We start from the raw sequence: 22,054 nt of genomic DNA on the forward strand, positions 1-22,054 counted from the left end.
GCCCAGGCGATGTGCCGCAAGTCGGGCCGGGGCGCGCGCTCAGCTAGCTGGCTGCGCGCTGAGCCGCGGGCGGGCCGTGGGGCGGCATGCGGGCGGCTGGGGCCGGATGTCGGCGCGCGGCTACTTCAACTCGACCGCGATCGACACCGCGGTCAGTTCCCAATGCCGATCGACCGTGTTGCGCCGCATCCGGTACCAGCCTTTGTAACGGCGGCCTTCGCCATTTTCCAGGGTGACCCGCAGATCCACCGGAATCTCCAGCAGTTCCGGCACCGGTTCCTGATCCAGCGGCTTGGGCGTTTCGTTTTCGATCCGCACCGCGCGCAGGTTCTTCAGCGATCGCAGATCGGATTCTTCATTACCGCGCGGCTGGCGCTGATAGGCCCAGTGCTTGTCGGCTTCCTCGCGCTTGCCGCTGCCCAGTTGCTGCAGATACGTATGCAGCACATCGACCGCTTCGACATAAGCCTGCTGGCGTTGCCGCTCCAGCGCCTGCGCGCGCAATTGCGCGGCGGTGGGGCCGGATGCGGTGGTCGCGGCTTGCTCCGGCGCCGGCGCGGCGTCGGCATCGGTCTGGCTCTGGCGTTGGCAGGAGCAGCCGACGAAGGTCAGCGCGAGCAGGGCGGGAATCAATATGCGCATCGGTGCCGATCCGGGTGTGGCGCCGCGCGATTCGCAGCCGCCTGCCGATGCTAACGGCTCGGGCCGGCGCTTGCGAACGCCGCGCCGACCGGCGGCGCGGAAAAACCGCCGCGCGTCACCGATCGATGGCCGCGCCGCCGCGATCGCGTCAGCTGCGTTGCTGCACCGCCAGGCGCAGGCCCAGGGCGATGAACACGCTGCCGGTCAGGCGTTCCTTCCAGCGGCCGCCGCCGGCCTTGAAGCGACGACCGAAGCGGCCGACCGCGAAGCTCAGCATCAGGCTGTTGAGCATGCCGATCATCGACAACAACCCGCCGAGCACCAGGAACTGCAGCCACACCATGCCGCGCTCGGGATGCACGAACTGCGGCAGGAACGCCAGGAAGAACAGCGCGACCTTGGGATTGAGCACGCCGGTCATCACCGAGCGCAGATACACATCGCGCGCCGAAACCTGCGTGCGCGCCGGCGCCGCGTCCGCTTCCTGCGCCGGCGCGCCGCTGCGCCAGGCCTTGATGCCGAGCCAGATCAGATAGGCCGCGCCGGCGTACTTGAGCACTTCGAACGCCAACGCCGAAGTCGCCAGCAACGCCGACAGGCCCAGGCCCGCGGCCAGGGCGTGGATCAGCGTCGCCGTCTCCAGGCCGAACGCCGCCTGCACGCCGCGCGAGGTGCCGCCGGCCGCGCTCTGGGCGACGATCCAGGCGGTGCCGGGCCCGGGGATGAACACCAGAATGGCGGCGGCGAGCAGATAGGTGGCGAGGGTGGCGGTGTCGAACATGGCGGCGGAATCGATCCGGACGAAGAAGCGAAGTCTGCTCCGAGCCGAGGGTTTCTCCAAGCCCGGCGGGGCAGGGCCGCCGCCCGCGTCGCACGGCCGGCAAAGCGCATTCCGCGAAGGCGGCGACGGCCGGATGGCCGCCGCCGGGTGCGATGCAGGCGGAATTACGGGCTCATTCGGTACAGACTGCCCGGGAAATCGCTGAGCGCGACGTTGAACTGATTGCTGTTGCCGGCCACGGTCAGCCACAGCCCGCTGTTGAAATCGTAGCGTTCGATTTTCGCCCAGGCCTTGCTGAGAACGATCAGCGAATTCGCGTTGGCATACGGGTCGTGCTTGGCGACGAACAGCATCGCTTCGTTGTCGGCGACGCTGCCGTACTGGCCGACCAGGATCTGATCGTTGGACACCGAGGCGATCAGCGGCCCGTTGTTGACGCCGAGGAACTGCGAGACGAAACCGTTGAACGGATGCTTGCTCAGTTCGCGCTGCGACGGCGCGGCGAACGAGTTCAGGTCCGACTGCTCGGCGGCCAGTTGGTTGGGAACGTTATTGCGGTTGAGCAGGCCGATCCTGTTGTCGAAATCGTGGCTGACGAAGTTCGCCGTGCCCTGGCCGCCGAACACGTAGAACCAGCTGGCGGCCCAGCGCAATTCGTTGAAGCTGGCGTGCTGCGGTTGGTCGTCGCCGGCCGGCGGAATGGTCATGAAGTTCTGCGAATACATCACCGGAACCTGGCCGCGGATGCGCGCGGCATGGGAGATGATCGACATGTTCTCCGACAGCACCAGATCGCGCGCCGCCGGGCAGCCCTTCATCTGCTGGTCGAACGGATACAGGTTGAGGGCCAGGTAGGTGGGGGCGACGTTTTCCGCGATATCGCGCACGTACTCGGAATAACGCGAGACCATCTTGTCTGTCAGGGTGCGGTTGGTGATGCGTCCCAACGCGCAGTCCACGCCGTACTGATCGGGCGACATCGCTTTGCCGTTTTCGATCCCGGCGAAGCGGTTGTCGTTGCCGTAGATCGGGATCAGATTGATGAAAATCTTCATCTGCGCCAGGACCGGATCGGCGCGCACGCATTGGGCGAGCGTCTTCATCCGTCCCAGTTCGGGCAGCGGCGGCTCGTCGAGGAAATGCAGCCCGGCGAACGCATCGCCGTACTTGCGCTTGAACGCCACCAGCGGCGCGATCCGTCCGGTGGTATAGGTCTCGCAGGTGCGGTAGCCGAAGTTGTCCGGATCGGCGCTCCACCAATGCCAGCCTTCGTAGGTGTAGAAGCTCAGGCCGCGGTCCTTGATGACCTGGGCGATGAGATCCAACTGCGAAATATCCTGGGTGTGCGGCAGCAGGAAACGGGTGACGCCGCGGTCGGCCAGAGCGTTGACGACCTTTCTGGCTTCCAGTTCGTTGTTGAGATAGCAATTGGCCTGCGCCACCGGGCGACAGGTTTCGTCCGACATGAAGATGAAGGCGCCGCTTTGCACTTCCGCGGCACTCGCCGTGAGCGGGGCGAGTGCCGCCAACAGGCCCGCCAGGGCCATGCCGATCTTTTTCATTGTTGCTCCTGAGTGGTTCTTTCCATGGGGGATGGGCGGCGCGCGCGGGGCGGCCGCGAAAATGCGATGCGCGGTTTGCGCGGGGCAAAGGGTACCGATGATCGGGGCGGGAGAGGAGAGGGCGCGGTCGTTGCCGCCGTCGTCGTCGTCGTCGCTTATTCTCGTGGATCGATGTCGCGCGGTGCGAGACTTCGGCCAAGGCGTCCCGTGCTTTTTTGCTCGTCATTTCCGCGAACGCGGGAATCCAGCGACTTCAAGCGTTCTCGCACGAAAGACCCCGTACGCCGCATCACACCGCCGCGTAGCTTTCCCCACGCAACTTATCGATCGCCGCGACGAACGCCTCAGTCCCCGGCCACTGCCCGATCCGCCCGAGCTTCTTCGCTCCACGGAACACCAGGAACGCCGGAATGCCGTGCAGGCCGAAATGGATGCCCATCGTCGGATCTTCGTAGACATTATCGTGCAGCCACTCCACGTCCGGCCAGCTGAAGCGCTCTTGCGCCAGCAGCATCTGACCCTTGGCGATATCGCAGTTCGGGCAGTCCTTGCCCCACAGGAACAGGATGCGCAGCTGGCCGTCGTCGGGCAGGAATTCGGCCAGCCGCGCTTCGCGCACCAGCTTCATCGGAAACTGCCAGAAAAACCGCGGATGCGTGGTCTCGGTCACGCGGCCATCCTACTCTCGGCGCGGCGAAGCTGGCCAGCGGCGCCGGACCGTTCATCGGCACGCTGTGTCGCGCGGCCGGGGCGGAGGGTTACTGCGCCACCAGCCCGATCCCGTTCTTGCGGAACGCCGTCAAGGTCGCGTCGTAGATATCCGAGATGACGTTGTGCTGGCCGTTCTCCGGATCGCTGATCCAGAAATGGCCGTCGAGCTGGATGCCCTTGTCGTTGACGCCGGTGATGTACATATGCGGCGGCGGTTGTTGCAGCACCCGATCCTGCGCGGCCATCGCATCGACGAACAGTTTGCGCGCCACGGCCAGGTCGGCGTCGCCCTTGACCAGGATGGCGCAGACCAGGCGCAGATTGCGGTCGGACCAGGACTGATTGACGATGACGTTGCTGGTCAGGCTGTCGTTGGGGACGATGGCTTCCACGCCGTCGCGGGTGCGGATCATGGTGTAGCGCACGGTCATGCGGGTGACCCGGCCGACGATGTTGTTGGTGGAGATGTTGTCGCCGACCCGCACGGATTGTTCGAACAGCACGATCAGGCCGCTGATGTAGCTGGCGGCGAGTCTTTGCAGGCCCAGCCCCAGGCCGATGCCGAGCGCGCCGCTGAAGGCGGCCAGCGCGGTGAGGTTGATACCGCTGATCGAGAAGATCACCGCGGTCGCGCCGATCCATACCGCGACGGAGAAAATCCGCGACAGCGCCAGGATGAAATTCGGCTGCAGGGTGCGGCTGCGGCGCAGCAGGTTGGTGACCGCCTTGTCGCCCCACAGCGCGACGATCGCGATCACCACGCCGACCACCAGTCCGCGCAGCACGCCCTCGCTGGACAGCGCGATGCCGCCGAATTCGAACTTGGCCGAATACATCTGGGCGATGAGCTTGCTGCGGTCCTTGAACACGCCGAACACCACCGCCAGCCACGACACCACCGTCACCAGCCGCAGCATGATCTTCAGCAGCATGGTCGGCCGGAACAGCAGCTCCACCACCATGCCGAGCACGCGGATGATCAGGAACAGGCCGATCAGGGTGCCGGCCAGGCCGATCAGCGGATTGTCGAGCGTGCCGCCGAACATGCTCAGCAGGCCCAGGGTCAACAGCATCAGCAGCGGCGTGCACAGGTACTCGACCAGTGTGCGCAGGTTCGGCCGATGGTGGCCCAGCATCAGCTTGAGCTTGCGCGTGGCCAGCACGCCGATGATCAGCGCGGCTATCAGCACCAGCAGGGTCACGATCAGATCGGTCGGGTTGGACACCACGTCCAAGGCGTCGGACACGATCTCGGCCAGTTCCGGGTCGTGCTCCAGCGGCGGGCCGTGGTCGGGCGGGAGAGTGAGGTCGAGAGCCATCGGTATCGTGTGGGTTGAAGGGCAGGCGCGATCAGTCGCGCGGTTCGGCCAGCTTGGGATCGCGCCGGCACTGGGCCAGGGTTTTGCCGGTCGAGGAAACGATGCGCTTGACCTGCATGGTCTTGCGATCGGTCAGCACGCGCATGCACGCGCAACCGTGGCCGTAGCTGCCGCCGCCGTAAGACACCCATTGCTTCTCGGCGATCGGCGGCGGCCAGTCGCCTTCGGCCTGCTCGCCGCCCTGGGTGGCGATGATCCATTCGCCGTCGCGGTCGATCAGCCAGGCGTTGGCCGGCGAGGGATTGACGAACCAACCGCAGCGATTCTCGACAGCGGCCTTCGCCGAAGCCGATTTCCCCTTCGCCATAGCTTCCAGAACCGGCAAGGCCGCGACCAACACCATCAGCAAAACCCCCAGGCGCCCGACACCGGCCCGCCTCCGGCGCGGCTCATGGCGATTGCGTTCGAATCGAGCGAGCGTCGGCATCGTGCATTCCTCCGTCGATGTCCATGGTAGTAACGCGGCTTCGTGCGCGCCGTGAGCGCCACGCATCGAGGCCGGCTTTCAGGCCGTCCAGGCCGTCATCGGCCTGAGCGGCGATGCGGCCCGAGCCGATTGTCTGCGTTCAATCCGTGACGCCGGCGGCAAGAGAGCGGCGGAATTCGACCAGGCTCGCTTCGGGATGCTCGCCCAGCCAGTCGTCGATGGCCGCGCGCACCATGGATTCTTCGACCGCGGCCAGGCCGATCCAGCGCGTATCGCTGCCGTCGTCGACCACCGGATGGTCGTGCGCCTGATCCGGATCGCCCTCCGAGCACGCCTTGCAGATGTAGCGCACCGACTTGGTCCAGTCTTCGATCTGCCCGTCGCCGCGATGGATGCGTTCGGCCAGCGTGCCCAGCAGCTCCGGCGCCGGCGTGGCGATCCAGGCTTCGAAGGTGGAATACGGCGAGGCCCGCCACAGCTCCAGTTCGTCGAACACCAGGTATTCGTTCTCGCCGATCCGGCGTTTGCCGTTGGCCGCGCCGTCGTGCAGGACGATGTCGGCGTAGCGATGGCCGCTGCCCGGGAAGGGCACGTTGCGGATGCGGCCGCGGGCCGGGTCGATGCGATCGCACCACACCACTTCGGCGTTGCCTTCCGGGTCGATGCGCACCGCGCCCAGGCTGCCCTCGATTTCGATCGGGCCTTCGCCCTCGGGCAACGGAATGCCGTAGCGCCGCCATGCCTCGCGCGCGCTGGGCCAATCGTGCAGCGCGGTCGCGGCGATGCCCAGGTTCCAGCACGCGCCTTCGTGGCCGCCGTCGCGTTCCAGCGCCTGACGGTTGGCCGCCAGCGACTGCGCCCACTCGCCGCGGTACTTGTGCACCAGGCCGATGTTGAACCAGGGCACGACCCAGGCCGGATCGGCCTGGGTCGCCTGCTCGTACCAGTTCAGCGCGCGCGCTTCGTCGCCGCGGTGGTTGAGCCGGTTGGCATAGGTGTTGATCAGATCGGCGCGTTCGCGGGCGCTGCGCAGCTTGGGCATGGGGACGAAGGACAATGGACGAACGCGAACGGTATCAGTCTTCCTCGTGCCTGGGTTTGTAGGCCTCCACCAGTTTCTGCTGGACGTTGCCGGGCACCGGTTCGTAATGGCTGAAATCCAGCGAATACCGGCCGCGTCCGGCGGTCACCGACTTGAGTTCGGCGGCGTAGCCTTCCAGCTCCGACAGCGGCACCTGCGCGCGCACCACGATCTCGCCGCCGCGAATGCTGTCGGTGCCGCTGATGCGCGCGCGCTTGCTGGCCAGCCCGCCGCTGATGTCGCCCATGTGCTGCTCGGGCGCGTTGACTTCCAGCTCGACGATGGGCTCCAGAACTTGCGGCCGCGCCTTGTTGATCGCGTCCAGGAACGCCTTCTTGCCGGCGGCGACGAAGGCGACTTCCTTGCTGTCCACGCTGTGGTATTTGCCGTCGTAGACGATCACGCGCACGTCCTGGATCGGATAACCGGCGACCGCACCGTCGTGCAGCACCTGGCGCACGCCTTTCTCCACCGCCGGCAGGAACTGGCCCGGAATCGTGCCGCCCTTGACCTCATCGACGAATTCGAAACCGCCGCCGCGCGGCAAGGGTTCCACGCGCAGGAACACTTCGCCGAACTGGCCGGCGCCGCCGGTCTGTTTCTTGTGGCGATAGTGGCCTTCGGCGCGGCCGGCCACGGTTTCGCGATAGGCGATGCGCGGCGGGCGCGCTTTTACTTCCACGCCGTACTTGTCCTTCAACCGGTCGATGTTGATGCGCAGATGCAGGTCCGACAGGCCGCGGATCACGGTTTCGTTGGTCTCGGTTTCGTGCTCGACCTGGAAGCAGGGATCTTCCTCGGACAGCTTGTGCAGGGCGGTGGCGAGCTTCTGCTCCTGGCCCTTGCTCGCCGCTTCCACCGCCAGGCCGAACATCGGCCGCGGGAAATTCAGCGGCGCCAGATGGATCTGGTCCTCATCGTGGCTGTCGTGCAGCACCGCGTCGAAATGCAGTTCCTCGACCTTGGCCACCGCGGCGATGTCGCCGGGAATGGCCTGATCGATCTCGACATGGTCCTTGCCCTTGAGCTTGAACAGATGCCCGACCTTGAACGGCTTCTTGCCGTCGTCCACGAACAACTGCGTGTCTTTCCTGACCGTGCCCTGGTAGACGCGGAACACGCCAAGCTTGCCGACGAAGGGATCGTTGACGATTTTGAACACATCCGCGATCACGTGCGCCTTGGCGTTGGGCACGGCCAGTATCGGCTTGGCGTCCTCGCCCACGCCCTTGAAGAACGGCGGCGCGTTGGCTTCGCCCGGATGCGGGAATAAGTGTTCGGCGACGTCGAGCAATTCCTTGACCCCCGCGCCGCTGCGCGCCGAGCAGAACAGCACCGGCACCAGATGGCCTTCGCGCAGGCATTGCTCGAAGGCCTGGTGCAGTTCCTCGCCGGACAGGCCGCCTTCGCCGAGGTCGAGGTAATGCTCCATCACCGTTTCGTTGATCTCCACGACCTGGTCGATGATCTTCTGATGCCAGTCGCCGACCGGGCCCAGGTCGCTGTCGCCGGAGGAGGCGCCGAAGCAGTCCACGACTTTGCCGCCGCCGTCGGCGGGCAGATTCAAGGGCAGGCATTCGGGGCCGAAGGTGTCGCGCACCGCTTCGAGCACGCGCGCGGCGTCGGCGCCTTCGTGGTCGATCTTGTTGATCACGATCGCCCGGCACAGGCCGCGCGCCTTGGCGTGTTCCATCATGCGCCGGGTGCCGTAGGCGACGCCGGTGTCGGCGTCCACCACCACCGCGACGGTTTCCACCGCCGCCAGGGCCGACAGCGTGGGGCCGCGGAAGTCGGGATAACCGGGAGTGTCGATCAGATTGAGGTGGATGCCGGCGTGATCGGTGCTGGCGATGGCGGCGTCGAGCGAGTGGCCGCGTTGTTTTTCGACCGGATCGAAATCGGACACCGTGGTGCCGCGTTCGATGCTGCCTGCCGTCTGGACTGCGCCGCCGGCCTGCAGCAGGGCTTCGAAGAGCGTGGTTTTGCCGGCGCCGGGGTGGCCTGCCAAGGCCACATTGCGAATCGATTCTGTGCTGTAGGACATGAGCGGACTTCTCCCTGGACGTAAGGGTGCGAAGGCCGTCATGGCTGTCCGCGCTGCGCGCCCGAGCGTGGCGCTCGGCGGGCGGTCATGGCGGGCCGGCGGGTCGCCGGGATCCACAGACTCCCGCAGGCGGCGGGGTGGGTCAAGCCCGATGCTGGGAAGCGTGTGCTGCTTGGCGGTTAGGTGTGTTGCGGTGCGGCAGGGAGCAGGAATGAGTTTAGAGGAGTGAGGAGTGAGTGTCCGACTGGCTTCGCCTCTTTGCAGTGCATGTGTTGCGTTGCGGCACAAAGACAGGAACGAGCGCACAGGAGCGAGACGAACGCTTCTTTCTTCCACTGGTTCCTCACTCCTGAGAACTCACTCCTGCTCTTAACGTCAGGCCGGCTACCCTATGCCTCCCCTCATCGCACCGGAGCCACACATGGGTATCTCGCGTCACGCCACCGCGCATTGGGAAGGCGATCTCAAGAGCGGGCAGGGCCGTCTGAGCACGCCGCAGAGCGGACTGCTCGACAACACCCGCTACGGCTTCAACAGCCGCTTCGGCGACGAGAAGGGCACCAATCCGGAAGAACTCATCGCCGCCGCCCACGCCGGCTGCTTCACCATGGCCTTGTCGGCCAAGCTGACCGAGGCCGGGCATCCGCCGGCCAAGCTCGACACCCGCGCCGAAGTCGATCTGTCGATGGAAGGCGGCCCGACGCTGTCGCAGATCCGGCTGAAGGTGACCGCCGAGGTTCCGGGCATCGACGCGGCCAAGTTCCAGGCCATCGCCGAGGACGCCAAGGCCAACTGCCCAGTGTCGAAGGCGCTGAGCGCGGTGCCGATGAGCCTGGAAGCGAAGCTCATCTGACTCCCTTCTGCCGCTGGCGGAGAAGGTGCCCGGAGAGCCTGCCCCCGCGAAGGCGGGGGGCGGATGAGGGCACGCGATAAGCAATGGCCGCCGCATCCGCAAAGCGCCCCTCACCCCAACTCCTCTCCCGCGAAGCGGGCGAGGGGCTCAGGACAGACACCCACCCATGCCATCGCAGCCGCCGATCCGCCACGCCCTGCTGATCCACGGCGCCGGTGCCGGCGGCTGGGAATGGAATCTGTGGCGCGATGTGTTGCACGCGCGCGGCGTGGACACGCTGGCGCCCGACCTGCAGCCTTCGCCGCAAGGCATCGAAGCGACCACGCTCGACCACTACCGCGAGCAGATGCGCGCCGCGCTGGCGGCCTTGCCGCGTCCGCGCGCGGTGGTCGGCGCCAGCCTAGGCGGCCTGCTGGCCTGGCTGTGCGGCGACCTGGCCGACGCGATGGTCCTGATCAACCCGCTGCGGCCGCAGCCGTGGGCGTCGCCGGCGATTTCCGACACCGACGCCGCGGCGCGCCCCGCGCGCGAATGGCCCGACCTCATCGCCTGGCGCCGCCATGCGCGCCTGGCCACGACCCGCGACGCCATGCCCGACGCCGACGAGGCCGCGATCCTCTACGCCCAGCGCCGCTGGCGCGACGAATCCGGCGCCGTCCTGCGCCGCGCCCTGGCCGGCGTCGAAGCGCCGCGGCCGGCCTGCCCGGTGCTGTGCATCGCCTCGCGGGGCGACGAAGACGTGGAACCGCAACTCACCGCCCGGTTCGCCGCCGCGATCGGCGCCAATCTGATCGTCGGTCCCGGCAGTCATGTCGGCCCCTTGGTGGGCCGCGACGCGGCGCGGACGGCCGCGCAGGCGGCCGACTGGCTGTCGGCGAGGTAAACGCTGCAAGCCCGCATCCGTCGCGCCCGCCCGCATTCAGCCCGGGTTGACCGCTGCGGACCGACGATCCGCTTCGCGCCATCCCGGCGCCCGGGAGTCCACCATGAACCGCTCGCTCGTCACCGCCCTGGGCCTGGCGCTGGCCGCCGTCACCGGCGCCGCCTCGGCGCAATCCTACGGCTACCCGCAAAACAATTATCCGCAGAACACCTATCCGCAGAGCACCAGCAACGCCAGCTACAGCTCACAGATCGATTTTGCGCGGGTGGTCCGGGTCGATCCGGTGTTCGAAACCTACAGCACCCAGCCGGTCAACGGCCCGCGCTGCTACGAGCGCCCGACCTATGTGCAGGGCGACGCCTACTACGGCGACGGCAACGGTAACGGCGACTCCTATTACGACTCCTACGGCAGCGAGCGCCGCAGCGCCGGCACCGAAGGCGGCCGCACCGCCGCGACCGTGGTCGGCGGCATCGTCGGCGCGGTGCTCGGCAGCAAGGTCGGCGGCGGCAGTGCGCGCTATGCGACTTCGGCGATCGGTTCGATGGTCGGCGGCATGGCCGGCCGCAGCATCTATGAGCAGAACAAGCGCAGCCAGCAGCCGCGTACCGGCTCGGTGCGGGTGTGCGATCCGGTGTCGAGCAACGGCAACTACTACCCCACCGGCGGCGAACGCGCGGTCAGCGCTTACGACGTCACCTACGAATACGCGGGCAAGACCTATCGCACCCGCACCGACCACAACCCGGGCGACCGCATCCGCGTGCGCGTGGACGTGCGTCCGGACTGAGTCTGGCGCTGCAATCGAACACGCCGAACAGGATCGGCGAACCGGCGGCGCAAGGAACGGTGCGCCGCCTTTGCCGGTGAACGCCGGGGCCGCGAGGCTCCGGCGTTTTCCGTTGGTGGCGGCTCGTTGGCTGCGCTTGACCCGCCACCGCTGCGCCCGAGACCGGCGCCGCGCATTTCACGTCCGCGCAACGGCCGCGCGCCTAGACCATGGTCGTAACGCATCCGATACGCCCGTGGTCTAGCCTGCGGGCGGATGCCCTGGTCGAGACTGTCGCATGCGCTATGAGGAGTTTCACCGCCGCTCGATCGAGCAGCCCGAAGCGTTCTGGGCCGAGCAGGCCCAAGCGATCCATTGGCATATCCCGCCGCAGCAGATCCTGGACTATTCCCGGCCGCCGTTCCGGCGCTGGTTCGCCGGCGGCGAAACCAATCTTTGCTACAACGCCATCGACCGTCACCTGGACGAACGCGGCGATCAACTGGCCCTGGTCGCGATCTCCAGCGAAACCGGGCAAACCCGCGAGCTGAGCTACCGCGAGCTGCATCGCGAGGTGAACACCTTCGCCGCGGCGCTGAAGTCGCTCGACGTCGGTCGCGGCGACCGGGTCGTGATCTACATGCCGAACATGGCCGAAGCGGTGTTCGCGATGCTGGCCTGTGCGCGCATCGGCGCGGTGCATTCGGTGGTGTTCGGCGGTTTCGCCGCGCACAACCTGGCGCTGCGCATCGACGACGCCGAACCCAAGCTGCTGATCTGCGCCGACGCCGGCATGCGCGGCGGCAAGATCATCCCGTACAAGCCGCTGGTCGATGCCGCCTGCGCCGAGGCCTCCACGCCGCCGCCGCACGTGTTGATCGTCGGCCGCGGGCTCGATCCGGATCACTCCATCGTCGAAGGCCGCGACGTCGATTACGCCGCGCTGCGCCAGCGCTACGACGGCGTGGAAGTCGACGTGCAATGGCTGGAGTCCAACGAGCCAAGCTATCTGCTTTATACCTCCGGCACCACCGGCAAGCCCAAGGGCGTGCAGCGCGATGTCGGCGGCTATGCGGTCGCGCTGGCCTTGTCGATGTGGTCGATCTACGACATCCGCGCAGGCCAGGTGATGTTCTCCACCTCCGACGTCGGCTGGGCGGTCGGCCACTCCTACAACGTCTACGGCCCGCTGATCGCCGGCGCCACCTCGGTGTTGTACGAAGGCCTGCCGACGAATCCCGATCCCGGCATCTGGTGGCGCATCTGCGAGCAATACCGCGTGCGCACCATGTTCTCCTCGCCGACCGGCATCCGCGTGCTGAAGAAACAAGACCCGTCGTGGTTGAAGAAACACGATCTGTCGCAGCTGCAATGGCTGTTCCTCGCTGGCGAGCCGCTGGACGAACCGACCGCGCACTGGATCACCGACGGCATCGGCAAGACCATCATCGACAACTACTGGCAGACCGAAACCGGCTGGCCGGTGCTGGCGCTGATGCCGGGGCTGGACCTGAAACCGGTCAAGTTCGGTTCGCCCGGTTTGCCAACGCCGGGCTATCACTTGCGCGTGATCGACGAAGCCACCGGCAAGGATGTCGGCGCCAACGAAAAAGGCGTGCTGGTGATCGTGCCGCCGCTGCCGCCGGGTTGCATGACCACGGTGTGGAACGACGACGCCCGCTTCCTGTCGAGCTACTTCAGCCATTTCAAGGAACTGCTGTACAGCTCGCTGGACTGGGCGATCCGCGACGACGACGGCTACACCTTCATCCTCGGCCGCACCGACGACGTCATCAACGTCGCCGGCCACCGCCTGGGCACGCGCGAGATCGAGGAGTCCGTTGCCAGTTACGCCAGCGTCGCGGAAGCTGCGGTGATCGGCGTGCACGACGAACTCAAGGGCCAGGTGCCGGTGGTGTTCGCCACTTTGAAGCCGTCCGGCGAGCAGGACCCCAAGCTCGCCGCGGCCGGCATGCAGCAATGCGTGGTGCAGTTGCTCGGCGCGGTGGCGCGGCCGGCGCGGGTGTACGTGGTCAATGCGCTGCCCAAGACCCGATCGGGCAAATTGCTGCGGCGTTCGATCCAGGCCCTGGCCGAAGACCGCGATCCCGGCGATCTGTCCACGCTGGACGATCCGGCGGCCCTGGACGAAGTGCGCCGCGCGCTCGAACGCGGTGCCGATGCGGGCGGATGATTCACCTTTGATCACTCAATCGCGCGTTGACAAAATTTTTCAGCAATAGCGTTAGCATCTGCGCACTTGGCGAGCATGGCTGGCCCGACGAAATCCGAGGCGGACGCGATGCGACATTCCGAAACCGAGCACTCCACCGCTGAGGATCGCGCCCCCGGCTGGGACGCGATCAATCACGCGCTGAACCGGATCTATCCGCGGCAGGCGCCCAAGCACTACGGCACCCTGATCGGCTTCGCCCTGGGCGGCGCCGACCCGCTGCCGGGCATCAGCGCGTACAAACGCATCACGCCGGTGCCGCATTGGCACTTCGTCACCTACGGTTTCAGCGAGCTATACGAGAAGCAATCCGACGATCCGCAGCTCAGCGGCTACGGTTTCGAACTGACCATGCGCCTGAGCGATCCCGACGACAGCGAAGAACCGCCGACGTGGGCGCTGAATTTCCTGCAGAACCTGGCGCGCTACGTGTTCGACAGCGGCCATCCTTTCCACGCCGGCCACTACCTCAACGCCAACGGCCCGATCGCCGCCGACAGCGACAGCGCGATCCGCTCGGTCGCTTTCGCGCATGATCCGGAGCTGCCGCCGATCGACAGCGAAAACGGCCGGGTCGAATTCCTGCAGGTGATCGGCCTGACCAACGAGGAAGAATTCGCGCTGAAGCGCTGGTCCACCTTGAAGGTGCTGGACGTGTTCAAGGATTACCTGCCGCTGTGGGTGACCGATCTGGAACGCGGCTCGCTGCTGGCCGATTCGGATGTCGCCGCGCGGCTGGCGGAAGGTTCCGCGCGCGAGGGTTCCTCGGTCGGCATGATCTACACCGATCAGCTGAGCTGGGAGCAGCGCAAGCGTCTGCTGCGGCCGCCGCTGACCCAGGTGTCGATCGGCGCGCGCCAGGTCGGCGAACTGCTGGCCTTGCTGCCCCTGCGCCTGCCGTTCGGGCATGCCTTCACCGTGGTCGGGCCGGATGCGCGGATCGCCTTCGAACCGGCCGTGCGCAATGGCGCGGAAGCCATCGAAGGCGCGCTGCACCTGCGTCTGGACGATCGCGCGATGCGCAGTCTGGTCGCGCGGCTGCGCGCGCAGGCCGGCGAGTACGAGGTCGAGGGTTTCCCGAGCCTGCTGATGCAGGTGCAAAAGACCGAGATCCGCGCGCAGGACGGCAGCGTCGAGCAGGTGATCGGCTGATCGGCGCGGTGGTGCGCGCCGCGTTGCGCGCAAGTGCCGCCGGCACGGCCGGGCTTGCGCAGTCGCGCGGCGGTCCGGGCCACGCGGGCGATGCCCGGCATCGCGATCGAGGTCGCATCCATGCGCGTTTTTCGCGCGACTTTGCGCATTCAGGCGCTTGCAGCCTAGGCCGCCACCGGCTCCCGGGCAGGCCGCGTCATCGGCCGGTCCGCGCCGCGGGTTAAAATGTCCGGATCGCCCCGACCGGGCCACCCGGAGCTTCAAGATGACCTTACCCTCCGCTGGCGCTAAGTTCCGCGCCGCGCTCGCCGAAGAATCGCCGTTGCAGGTCATCGGCGCGATCAACGCCAATCACGCCCTGCTGGCCAAGCGCGCCGGCTACCGCGCCATCTACCTGTCCGGCGGCGGCGTCGCCGCGGGCTCGCTGGGCCTGCCGGATCTGGGCATCAACACGCTCGAAGACGTGCTGATCGACGTGCGCCGCATCACCGACGTGTGCGATCTGCCGCTGCTGGTGGACATCGACACCGGCTTCGGCCCGAGCGCGTTCAACATCGAGCGCACGGTGAAGTCGCTGATCAAGGCCGGCGCGGCGGCGTGCCACATCGAAGACCAGGTCGGCGCCAAGCGCTGCGGTCATCGTCCGGGCAAGGAAATCGTTTCGGCCGGCGAAATGGCCGATCGGGTGAAGGCCGCGGCCGACGCCAAGACCGATGCGGATTTCTTCCTGATCGCGCGCACCGACGCGATCGCGGTCGACGGCGTGGACGCGGCGATCGAGCGCGCCATCGCCTGCGTGGAAGCCGGCGCCGATGGCATCTTCGCCGAAGCCGCCTACGACTTGCCGACCTACCGCCGTTTCGTCGATGCGGTGAAGGTGCCGGTGTTGGCGAACATCACCGAATTCGGGCAGACGCCGTTGTTCACCCGCGACGAACTGGCCTCGGCCGGCGTGGCGATCCAGTTGTTCCCGCTGTCGGCGTTCCGGGCGATGAACAAGGCGGCCGAGAACGTGTATCAGTCGATCCGTCGCGACGGGCATCAGAAGAGCGTGGTCGAGACCATGCAGACGCGCGAGGAGTTGTACGACCGGATCGGGTATCACGCGTTCGAAGGCAAGCTCGACGCCTTGTTCGCGAAGAAAAGCGGTTGACCGAATTCCCTTCTCCCGCGTGCCACCCAAGGTGACTTCCTTCGGGGCGCGGGAGAAGGTGGCCCGAAGGGCCGGATGAGGGGGCGCGAAACTTCACGCCAGCGACGCAAGCCGGAATTCGCGCGCCCTCACCCTTGCCCTCTCCCGCAGGCGGGAGAGGGAATAAGGAATAGAAGACAATCTATCTAGAGGAAGGACCATGAGCGACACGCAACAGACCCTGCCCAAACCGAAGAAATCCGTCGCCCTCAGCGGCACCGCCGCGGGCAATACCGCGCTGTGCACCGTCGGCCGCAGCGGCAACGATCTGCACTACCGCGGCTACGACATCCACGATCTGGCGACCAAGTCCACCTTCGAGGAAGTCTCGCACCTGCTGGTGCACGGCGTGCTGCCGACCGTTTCGCAGCTCAAGGCCTACAAAACCAAGCTCAAGCGCCTGCGCGGCCTGCCGGCGATCGTCACCGACGCGCTGGAACTGGTCCCGGCCAACGCCCATCCGATGGACGTGCTGCGCACCGGCTGCTCGGTGCTGGGCACCGTGCTGCCCGAGCGCGAAGGCCATCCGGCCAGCGAAGCGCGCGACATCGCCGACCGCCTGATCGCCAGCTTCGGTTCGATGCTGCTGTATTGGTGGCACTTCACCCGCAACGGCCGCCGCATCGATTGCGAGACCAACGACGATTCGGTCGCCGCGCACTTCCTGCACCTGCTGCACGGCGAGCCGCCGAGCCAGCTGCTGGCCGATTCGCTGGACAAGTCGCTGATCCTCTACGCCGAGCACGAGTTCAACGCCAGCACCTTCACCGCGCGCGTCATCGCCGGCACCGGCTCGGACATGCATTCGTGCCTCACCGGCGCGATCGGCGCGCTGCGCGGCCCCAAGCACGGCGGCGCCAACGAAGTCGCCATGGACATCATCTCGCGCTACGACAGCGCCGATGAGGCCGAGGCCGACATCCGCGCCCGCGTGGAGCGCAAGGAAATCGTCATCGGCTTCGGCCATCCGGTCTACACCACCGGCGACCCGCGCAATCCGATCATCAAGGAAATCTCGCGCGCGCTGTGCAAGGACGGCGGCAACCAGGTGCTGTTCGACGTCAGCGAGCGCATCGAGAACCTGATGTGGGACAGCAAGAAGATGTTCCCGAACCTGGATTGGTACTCGGCCTCGGCCTACCACATGATGGGCATCCCCACGCCGATGTTCACCCCGCTGTTCGTGATCGCCCGCACCACCGGCTGGAGCGCGCACGTGATCGAACAGCGCGAAGACGGCAAGATCATCCGCCCGAGCGCCAACTACACCGGCCCGGAAGATCGCCAGTACGTTTCGATCGACAAGCGCTGATCGCGCCCGCCGCGGCCCTGCGCGGCGGCGCTTAAAACGCAATACGGACACGAACGAGGCCAGACGAACGTCTGGCCTTTTTCGTTGCATCCAACCTTGGTGGGTTGACGTTCGTCCGCATACGACTATCGTCGAACAGGACACAGAATCGTCACGGAATCGAGTGTCATAGTCCGGTGCCAGCCGGAGTCGTCGGTGCTGGCCGAGCGCGCGAATGCATCTTCGAAGTGAGTGATGCCGCGTTGCCGGGTTCCGGAACTTCCGTCGTGAGACGGATCGAGCACGAGGGAAGGCCATGCGCGACAGTGATGTTCCGGTCAAGACCAATGAAGGTCGCGATGAAATCCAGCACCGCACGCGCAAGCTGCCGACGGTGCTGCGATCGATCCTGCTGATCGTCGATGGCGATCGCAGCGCGCGTCATCTGCGCGACCTCATCGCCAGTCTGCACGGGCCGGGCGACGCGCTGGAACAGTTGGAAACGATGGGTTTGATCGCATCTTCGGCGGCGGTCGCCGCGACCCACCTCGCGCATTCGCCCACGCCGGCCGCCCCGGTCGCGCTGCCAGCCGCGGTCAACGGCGCCGTGCCGGCCGATGCGGCCGAGCGCTATCGCACGCTCTACACCCTGATGAGCGAGACCGTGCGCGAGCATCTGGGCCTGCGCGGCTATTTCCTGCAGTTGAAGATCGAGCGCTGCGGCAACAGCGAGGAACTCGCCGAATTGCTGCCGGATCTGAGCGCTGCGCTGGGGAAGGTGCGCAAGGACGATATCGCGGCGGAGATCGAGGCGCGCTTCGCTACGGGAAGCTGAGCGTTCGCTGGCGCGTAGTCGCCGCGGTAATAGATGAATCTTTCAAAGCCCTCTGCCGTTTCCGGAAGAGGGCTTGAATGACCGGACGCGCGACTGCGGTCCGATCAGAACGACGAGCCGATCAAAGCAAGCCTTCCGCCTTCAACGCCGCCTGCACGCCGCTGTCGGCTTCCATGCGGCGCTTGAACGCGGCCAGGTGCGCGTAGCTGGACAGATCGATGCCGACCGAGTCGGCCCAGCGCAGGGTGATGTAGAGATATGGATCGGCGTAGCTGCGGAAACCGGCGAGCCATTGGCGATCGGCTAGGCGCTGATCGGCGCTGGCGTACAGCGCGCGCACGCGTTCGCGCGCGTGCTGGCGCACGGTGTCGGCCTGGGCGGGATCGGGATGGAACTTGCCCGGCCCGAAGATCGGCAGATACGCCGGGTGCAGATCGGAATTGACGAACGCGAGCCAGCGCGCGGCTTCGGCGTGCTGTTGCGCGCTGCCGTCGCCGGTCAATTGCGCCTGCGGGAAGGTGTCGGCGATGTAACCCATGATCGCCGCGTTCTGAGTGAGCACGAACGCGCCATCGACCACCGCCGGCACCGCGCCGGCCGGATTGATGGCGAGAAAGGCCGGAGCCTTCATCGTGTCCTTGTTCATCACTTCGACTTCGAACGCGCCGCCGGTCCACTGCAATGCGATGTGGTCCGCGGTCGAACACGCGCCGGGCTTGCTGTAGAGCTTCATCTGTATCCCCTCAGGAATAAGTAAACAAGCCGGCGACTATCACCGACCTGCTTCGTATCCTCAAGCGGGGAGCTGCAACGCAGTGTTACGAAGCTCGGGAATCGGGAATGGAGAATCGGGAATCGTAAAAGCGGCTGTTCGCCGATTCACGATTCTCCATTCCCGATTCCCGGATTCGACTCAGCCGCGACGCGACTTGAGCTTTTGCACCTTGTAGAAGGTGTGATCGCCGATGGTGGCGACCTGATACGCGTTGCGCCACGACGGGCTCGCGATCGCGTGCGCGGCGAAGTGGCTCGCGCCCGGCACGATTTCCTTGCGCTGACCGGCCGGCAGGGCCCAGTTGCGCTCGGCGGCCAAGGCCACGTTGACCGACTCGGCCCAGGCCTCGGAGTTGTTCAGACGCGTGCCCGGCGAAACCAGGGTCGGCGCGAACTGCTTGTTGGCGGTGACGACCTCGCAGACCGTATCGCCCCACAGGCCGCTGTCGCGGCGGCGCAGGGCGACCTCGGCGACGGCTTGCTGGCCGCGCTGGGACTGGTCGCGGGCTTCCAGGTACACGGTGGTGCTCAAACACAGCGAATCGGCGGTTTGCGGTGGCAGCACGGAGGCGAGCCACAAAATCCAAGCCAGTTTCATATGACTCCTTGCTCCGTTGCGTCGGACGCACAGGGGACGTCGATCTCTCGAACGAGAGAGCGCGACCGCGGTGAGGCCGACATGGCGTACTGGGGAGGGCAGCGGCTCTAACGGCGCGCTTTTGCCCCGTCACCGGAATCCGAGCCAAATGGGGCTACGGGGCGGTGGTGGGTGCCGCCTCTGCAGGGGGCGGCGGAAAAGTTGGCGCAAGGTAGCGACGGCTAACCAAACCGTGCCTGAATGTCTATTTCCAAGTTTCTAATTTAGTTGGAGTTTTTATTCTGAACAGGCGCTAGGTACTTGGTTCTACAGGGCTTTGTCCCGGCAGGAAGCGTGCCGAGCCTGTCTCAGACTGGTTTGAGCCAGCTGGTTCAGGACCGTATGGTCCGCGTTTTGGCGTCTCCGGACGGCAGTGGACTCCGATCGTCCTGGGATTGGCTGCCCTTCCGGCAAATCTGAACAGGGCAGCAGGACCAAACGGCCCGAGCGGGCTCCACCGCATGTCGTGGTCGGCGTTCGCGCAACGGCTACAGGTGGGGTTGGCGGCTGCATCGGTGGCGCTTGCGCCGACGTGCGCTCATGCGCACGCACGCAACTCGCACACATATATATGTATGCGCGAACGCAAACGCGCGAAGACTGCGTCGGCGAAAACGTGCGATCACATCCGCGAAGAAGCCGCGCGGCGATCGCGCGCGTCGCCAACGCTGGCCGATTACAGCGCGGCCGCGAGCCGGCTGCCCTGCGCGATCGCGCGCTTGGCGTCGAGTTCGGCCGCGACGTCGGCGCCGCCGATCACGTGCACCGGCTTGCCGCTGTCGGCGAGCGCCGCCGCCAGGGGCTTGTACGGTTCCTGGCCGGCGCAGATCACCACCTGATCGACCGGCAGCACCTGTTCGCTGCCTTCCACACGGATGCGGAAACCCTCCTCATCCAAACCCAGGTATTCGACCCCGCCGATCATGCGCACCTGCTTGGCCTTCAAGGTCGCGCGATGGATCCAGCCGGTGGTCTTGCCGAGCTTCGCGCCCGGCTTACCGGGGCTGCGCTGCAGCAGCCAGACCTGGCGCGCCGGCGGCTCGGGCCGCGGCTCGCTCAGGCCGCCGCGGTTGTCGCCGTAATCCAGGTCCACGCCCCATTCGGCGCGCCAGCGCGCCGGGTCGGGGTAGTGCGGCTGTTCGTCGGAGTGGGGGCCGTCGTGGACCAGGAATTCGGCCACGTCGAAACCGATGCCGCCGGCGCCGATGATGGCCACGCGCTTGCCCGGCACTACCCGGCCCTGCAGCACGTCCAGGTACGAGCAGACCTTGGCGTGATCCGAACCCGGGAACGCCACCTGCCGCGGCTTGATCCCGGAGGCGAGCACGATCTCGTCGAAGTCGGCCAGCGCCGCCGCGTCGGCGGTGGTGTTCAGGCGCAGGTCGATGCCGGTCTGTTCGATCCGGCCGGCGAAGTAGCGCAGGGTCTCGTAGAACTCTTCCTTGCCCGGAATCCGCTTGGCCAGATTGAACTGGCCGCCGATGCGCCCGGCGCTGTCGAACAAGGTCACCTTATGGCCGCGTTCGGCCGCGACCGTGGCGCAGGCCAGTCCGGCCGGGCCGGCGCCGACCACGGCCACGCGCTTGGGCGCCTGGGTCGGCAGGTAGTTCAGCTCGGTCTCGGCGCAGGCGCGCGGATTGACCAGGCAGCTGGCGTGCTTGTTCGCGAACACATGATCCAGGCAGGCCTGATTGCAGCCGATGCAGGTGTTGATGTCGGCCGCGCGCTGCCTGCGCGCCTTGTTCACCCAGTCCGCGTCGGCCAGCAGCGGCCGCGCCATCGACACCATGTCGGCTTCACCGTCGGCGAGGATGCGCTCGGCCACATCGGGCATGTTGATGCGGTTGGTGGTGACCAGCGGAATGCGCACCTCGGGTTTCAGCCGCGCGGTGATGCCGGTGAAGGCGCCGCGCGGGACCGAGGTGGCGATGGTCGGCACCCGCGCCTCGTGCCAGCCGATGCCGGTGTTGATCAAAGTGGCGCCGGCCGCTTCGATGGCGCGGGCCTGGGCGATCACCTCGCTCCAGGTCGAGCCTTCATCGACCAGGTCGATCATCGACAGGCGGTAGATAATGATGAAATCCGGGCCGCAGGCCTCGCGGATGCGGCGCACGATCTCGACACTGAAGCGGAACCGCTGCGGCGCCTCACCGCCCCAGCCGTCCTTGCGCTTATTCGTGCGCGGCACCGTGAACTGATTGAGCAGATAGCCTTCCGAGCCCATCACCTCGACGCCGTCGTAACCGGCCTCGCGCGCCAGCCGCGCCGAATTGACGAAAGCCTTGATCTGCCGCTCCACCCCGCCGGCCGACAGCGCGCGCGGGGTGAACGGGTTGATCGGCGCCTTGAGCTTGCTCGGCGCCACCTGCAGCGGGTGATAGCCGTAGCGGCCGGCGTGCAGGATCTGCATGCAGATGCGCCCGCCATGTTCGTGCACCGCGCGCGTCACCTGCTTGTGCTTGCCCGCTTCCCACGGCCAGCTGAGCTTGCCGCCGAAGGGCTTGAGCCAGCCGACGATGTTCGGGGCGAAGCCGCCGGTAACGATCAGGCCCACGCCGCCGGCCGCGCGCTCGGCGAAATACGCCGCCAGCTTGGGGAAGTCGGCGGCCTTGTCCTCCAGCCCGGTGTGCATCGAGCCCATCAGCACGCGATTGGGCAGGGTGCAAAAGCCCAGGTCCAGCGGCGCGAACAGGTGCGGATACAAGGGATGCGGACCGCCGGGCAGGGCGTCGGAGGCCGCGGACGCGGGCGGGTTCGAACCGGAAGGGACGGCCGTGGACATGCTGGCTGAATACGCTGGCGTATGGA

19 protein-coding genes are annotated in these 22,054 nt (G+C 66.7%); 8 read left to right on the top strand and 11 right to left on the bottom strand.

The features are described 5' to 3' along the window. Positions 1-120: 120 nt before the first annotated feature. The 8 genes from AB4Y92_RS12130 to fusA form a co-directional block, all read right to left on the bottom strand. The gene (locus AB4Y92_RS12130) at positions 121-642 is read right to left on the bottom strand and encodes a hypothetical protein (RefSeq protein WP_441819866.1); all 522 of its coding nucleotides are present in this window, start codon (positions 640-642) and stop codon (positions 121-123) included. A 148-nt stretch (positions 643-790) separates the two neighbouring features. Further along, the gene (locus AB4Y92_RS12135; RefSeq protein ID WP_441819867.1) at positions 791-1,423 is read right to left on the bottom strand and encodes a LysE family translocator; all 633 of its coding nucleotides are present in this window, start codon (positions 1,421-1,423) and stop codon (positions 791-793) included. A gap of 164 nt (positions 1,424-1,587) precedes the next feature. Then, entirely contained in the window at positions 1,588-2,985 is a 1,398-nt protein-coding gene (locus AB4Y92_RS12140) for a hypothetical protein (protein WP_441819868.1), read from the bottom strand. Between the two features lie 289 nt (positions 2,986-3,274). Further along, positions 3,275-3,655 carry a thioredoxin family protein gene (locus AB4Y92_RS12145; RefSeq protein ID WP_441819869.1) on the bottom strand — a complete coding sequence of 127 codons (381 nt, stop codon included), beginning with the start codon at positions 3,653-3,655 and terminating at the stop codon, positions 3,275-3,277. Positions 3,656-3,743: 88 nt separating this feature from the next. Next, complete coding sequence (locus tag AB4Y92_RS12150; protein ID WP_441819870.1) at positions 3,744-5,015, bottom strand: mechanosensitive ion channel family protein; 1,272 nt, start codon at positions 5,013-5,015, stop codon at positions 3,744-3,746. 31 nt (positions 5,016-5,046) lie between these two features. Continuing rightward, on the bottom strand, positions 5,047-5,502 hold the full coding sequence (locus AB4Y92_RS12155) for a DUF4087 domain-containing protein (RefSeq protein WP_441819871.1): 456 nt from the start codon (positions 5,500-5,502) through the stop codon (positions 5,047-5,049). A 139-nt stretch (positions 5,503-5,641) separates the two neighbouring features. Further along, complete coding sequence (locus AB4Y92_RS12160) at positions 5,642-6,559, bottom strand: hypothetical protein (RefSeq protein WP_441819872.1); 918 nt, start codon at positions 6,557-6,559, stop codon at positions 5,642-5,644. Positions 6,560-6,578: 19 nt separating this feature from the next. Continuing rightward, the gene (fusA, locus tag AB4Y92_RS12165) at positions 6,579-8,627 is read right to left on the bottom strand and encodes an elongation factor G (RefSeq protein WP_441819873.1); all 2,049 of its coding nucleotides are present in this window, start codon (positions 8,625-8,627) and stop codon (positions 6,579-6,581) included. Between the two features lie 421 nt (positions 8,628-9,048). Here fusA and AB4Y92_RS12170 point away from each other — a divergent pair, with 421 nt between their 5' ends. From AB4Y92_RS12170 to AB4Y92_RS12205, 8 genes are all read left to right on the top strand, one after another. Further along, the gene (locus AB4Y92_RS12170; protein WP_441819874.1) at positions 9,049-9,480 is read left to right on the top strand and encodes an OsmC family protein; all 432 of its coding nucleotides are present in this window, start codon (positions 9,049-9,051) and stop codon (positions 9,478-9,480) included. A gap of 166 nt (positions 9,481-9,646) precedes the next feature. Then, on the top strand, positions 9,647-10,363 hold the full coding sequence (locus AB4Y92_RS12175) for an alpha/beta hydrolase (protein ID WP_441819875.1): 717 nt from the start codon (positions 9,647-9,649) through the stop codon (positions 10,361-10,363). Between the two features lie 103 nt (positions 10,364-10,466). Beyond that, entirely contained in the window at positions 10,467-11,153 is a 687-nt protein-coding gene (locus AB4Y92_RS12180; protein WP_441819876.1) for a glycine zipper 2TM domain-containing protein, read from the top strand. A 277-nt stretch (positions 11,154-11,430) separates the two neighbouring features. Beyond that, the gene (gene prpE / locus AB4Y92_RS12185) at positions 11,431-13,326 is read left to right on the top strand and encodes a propionate--CoA ligase (RefSeq protein ID WP_441819877.1); all 1,896 of its coding nucleotides are present in this window, start codon (positions 11,431-11,433) and stop codon (positions 13,324-13,326) included. 108 nt (positions 13,327-13,434) lie between these two features. Beyond that, on the top strand, positions 13,435-14,517 hold the full coding sequence (locus tag AB4Y92_RS12190; RefSeq protein WP_441819878.1) for a suppressor of fused domain protein: 1,083 nt from the start codon (positions 13,435-13,437) through the stop codon (positions 14,515-14,517). A 265-nt stretch (positions 14,518-14,782) separates the two neighbouring features. Continuing rightward, positions 14,783-15,670 carry a methylisocitrate lyase gene (prpB, locus tag AB4Y92_RS12195; RefSeq protein ID WP_441819879.1) on the top strand — a complete coding sequence of 296 codons (888 nt, stop codon included), beginning with the start codon at positions 14,783-14,785 and terminating at the stop codon, positions 15,668-15,670. A 199-nt stretch (positions 15,671-15,869) separates the two neighbouring features. Then, positions 15,870-17,021: a bifunctional 2-methylcitrate synthase/citrate synthase gene (gene prpC / locus AB4Y92_RS12200; RefSeq protein WP_441819880.1), complete on the top strand. Its 1,152-nt coding sequence runs from the start codon at positions 15,870-15,872 to the stop codon at positions 17,019-17,021. Between the two features lie 295 nt (positions 17,022-17,316). Continuing rightward, on the top strand, positions 17,317-17,835 hold the full coding sequence (locus AB4Y92_RS12205) for a hypothetical protein (RefSeq protein ID WP_441819881.1): 519 nt from the start codon (positions 17,317-17,319) through the stop codon (positions 17,833-17,835). 121 nt (positions 17,836-17,956) lie between these two features. On the opposite strand, the gene AB4Y92_RS12210 is transcribed toward AB4Y92_RS12205, so the two are convergent. The 3 genes from AB4Y92_RS12210 to AB4Y92_RS12220 form a co-directional block, all read right to left on the bottom strand. Further along, positions 17,957-18,568 (bottom strand): glutathione S-transferase N-terminal domain-containing protein, encoded by a 612-nt coding sequence (locus AB4Y92_RS12210; protein WP_441819882.1) that lies wholly within the window; start codon positions 18,566-18,568, stop codon positions 17,957-17,959. Positions 18,569-18,748: 180 nt separating this feature from the next. Then, positions 18,749-19,207 (bottom strand): cell wall hydrolase, encoded by a 459-nt coding sequence (locus AB4Y92_RS12215; RefSeq protein ID WP_057942040.1) that lies wholly within the window; start codon positions 19,205-19,207, stop codon positions 18,749-18,751. Between the two features lie 715 nt (positions 19,208-19,922). Continuing rightward, on the bottom strand, positions 19,923-22,028 hold the full coding sequence (locus AB4Y92_RS12220; protein ID WP_441819883.1) for an oxidoreductase: 2,106 nt from the start codon (positions 22,026-22,028) through the stop codon (positions 19,923-19,925). Between the last annotated feature and the right edge of the window lie 26 nt (positions 22,029-22,054).

The organism is Lysobacter sp. TAB13 (assembly GCF_052113885.1).
GTDB lineage: Bacteria > Pseudomonadota > Gammaproteobacteria > Xanthomonadales > Xanthomonadaceae > Lysobacter > Lysobacter gummosus.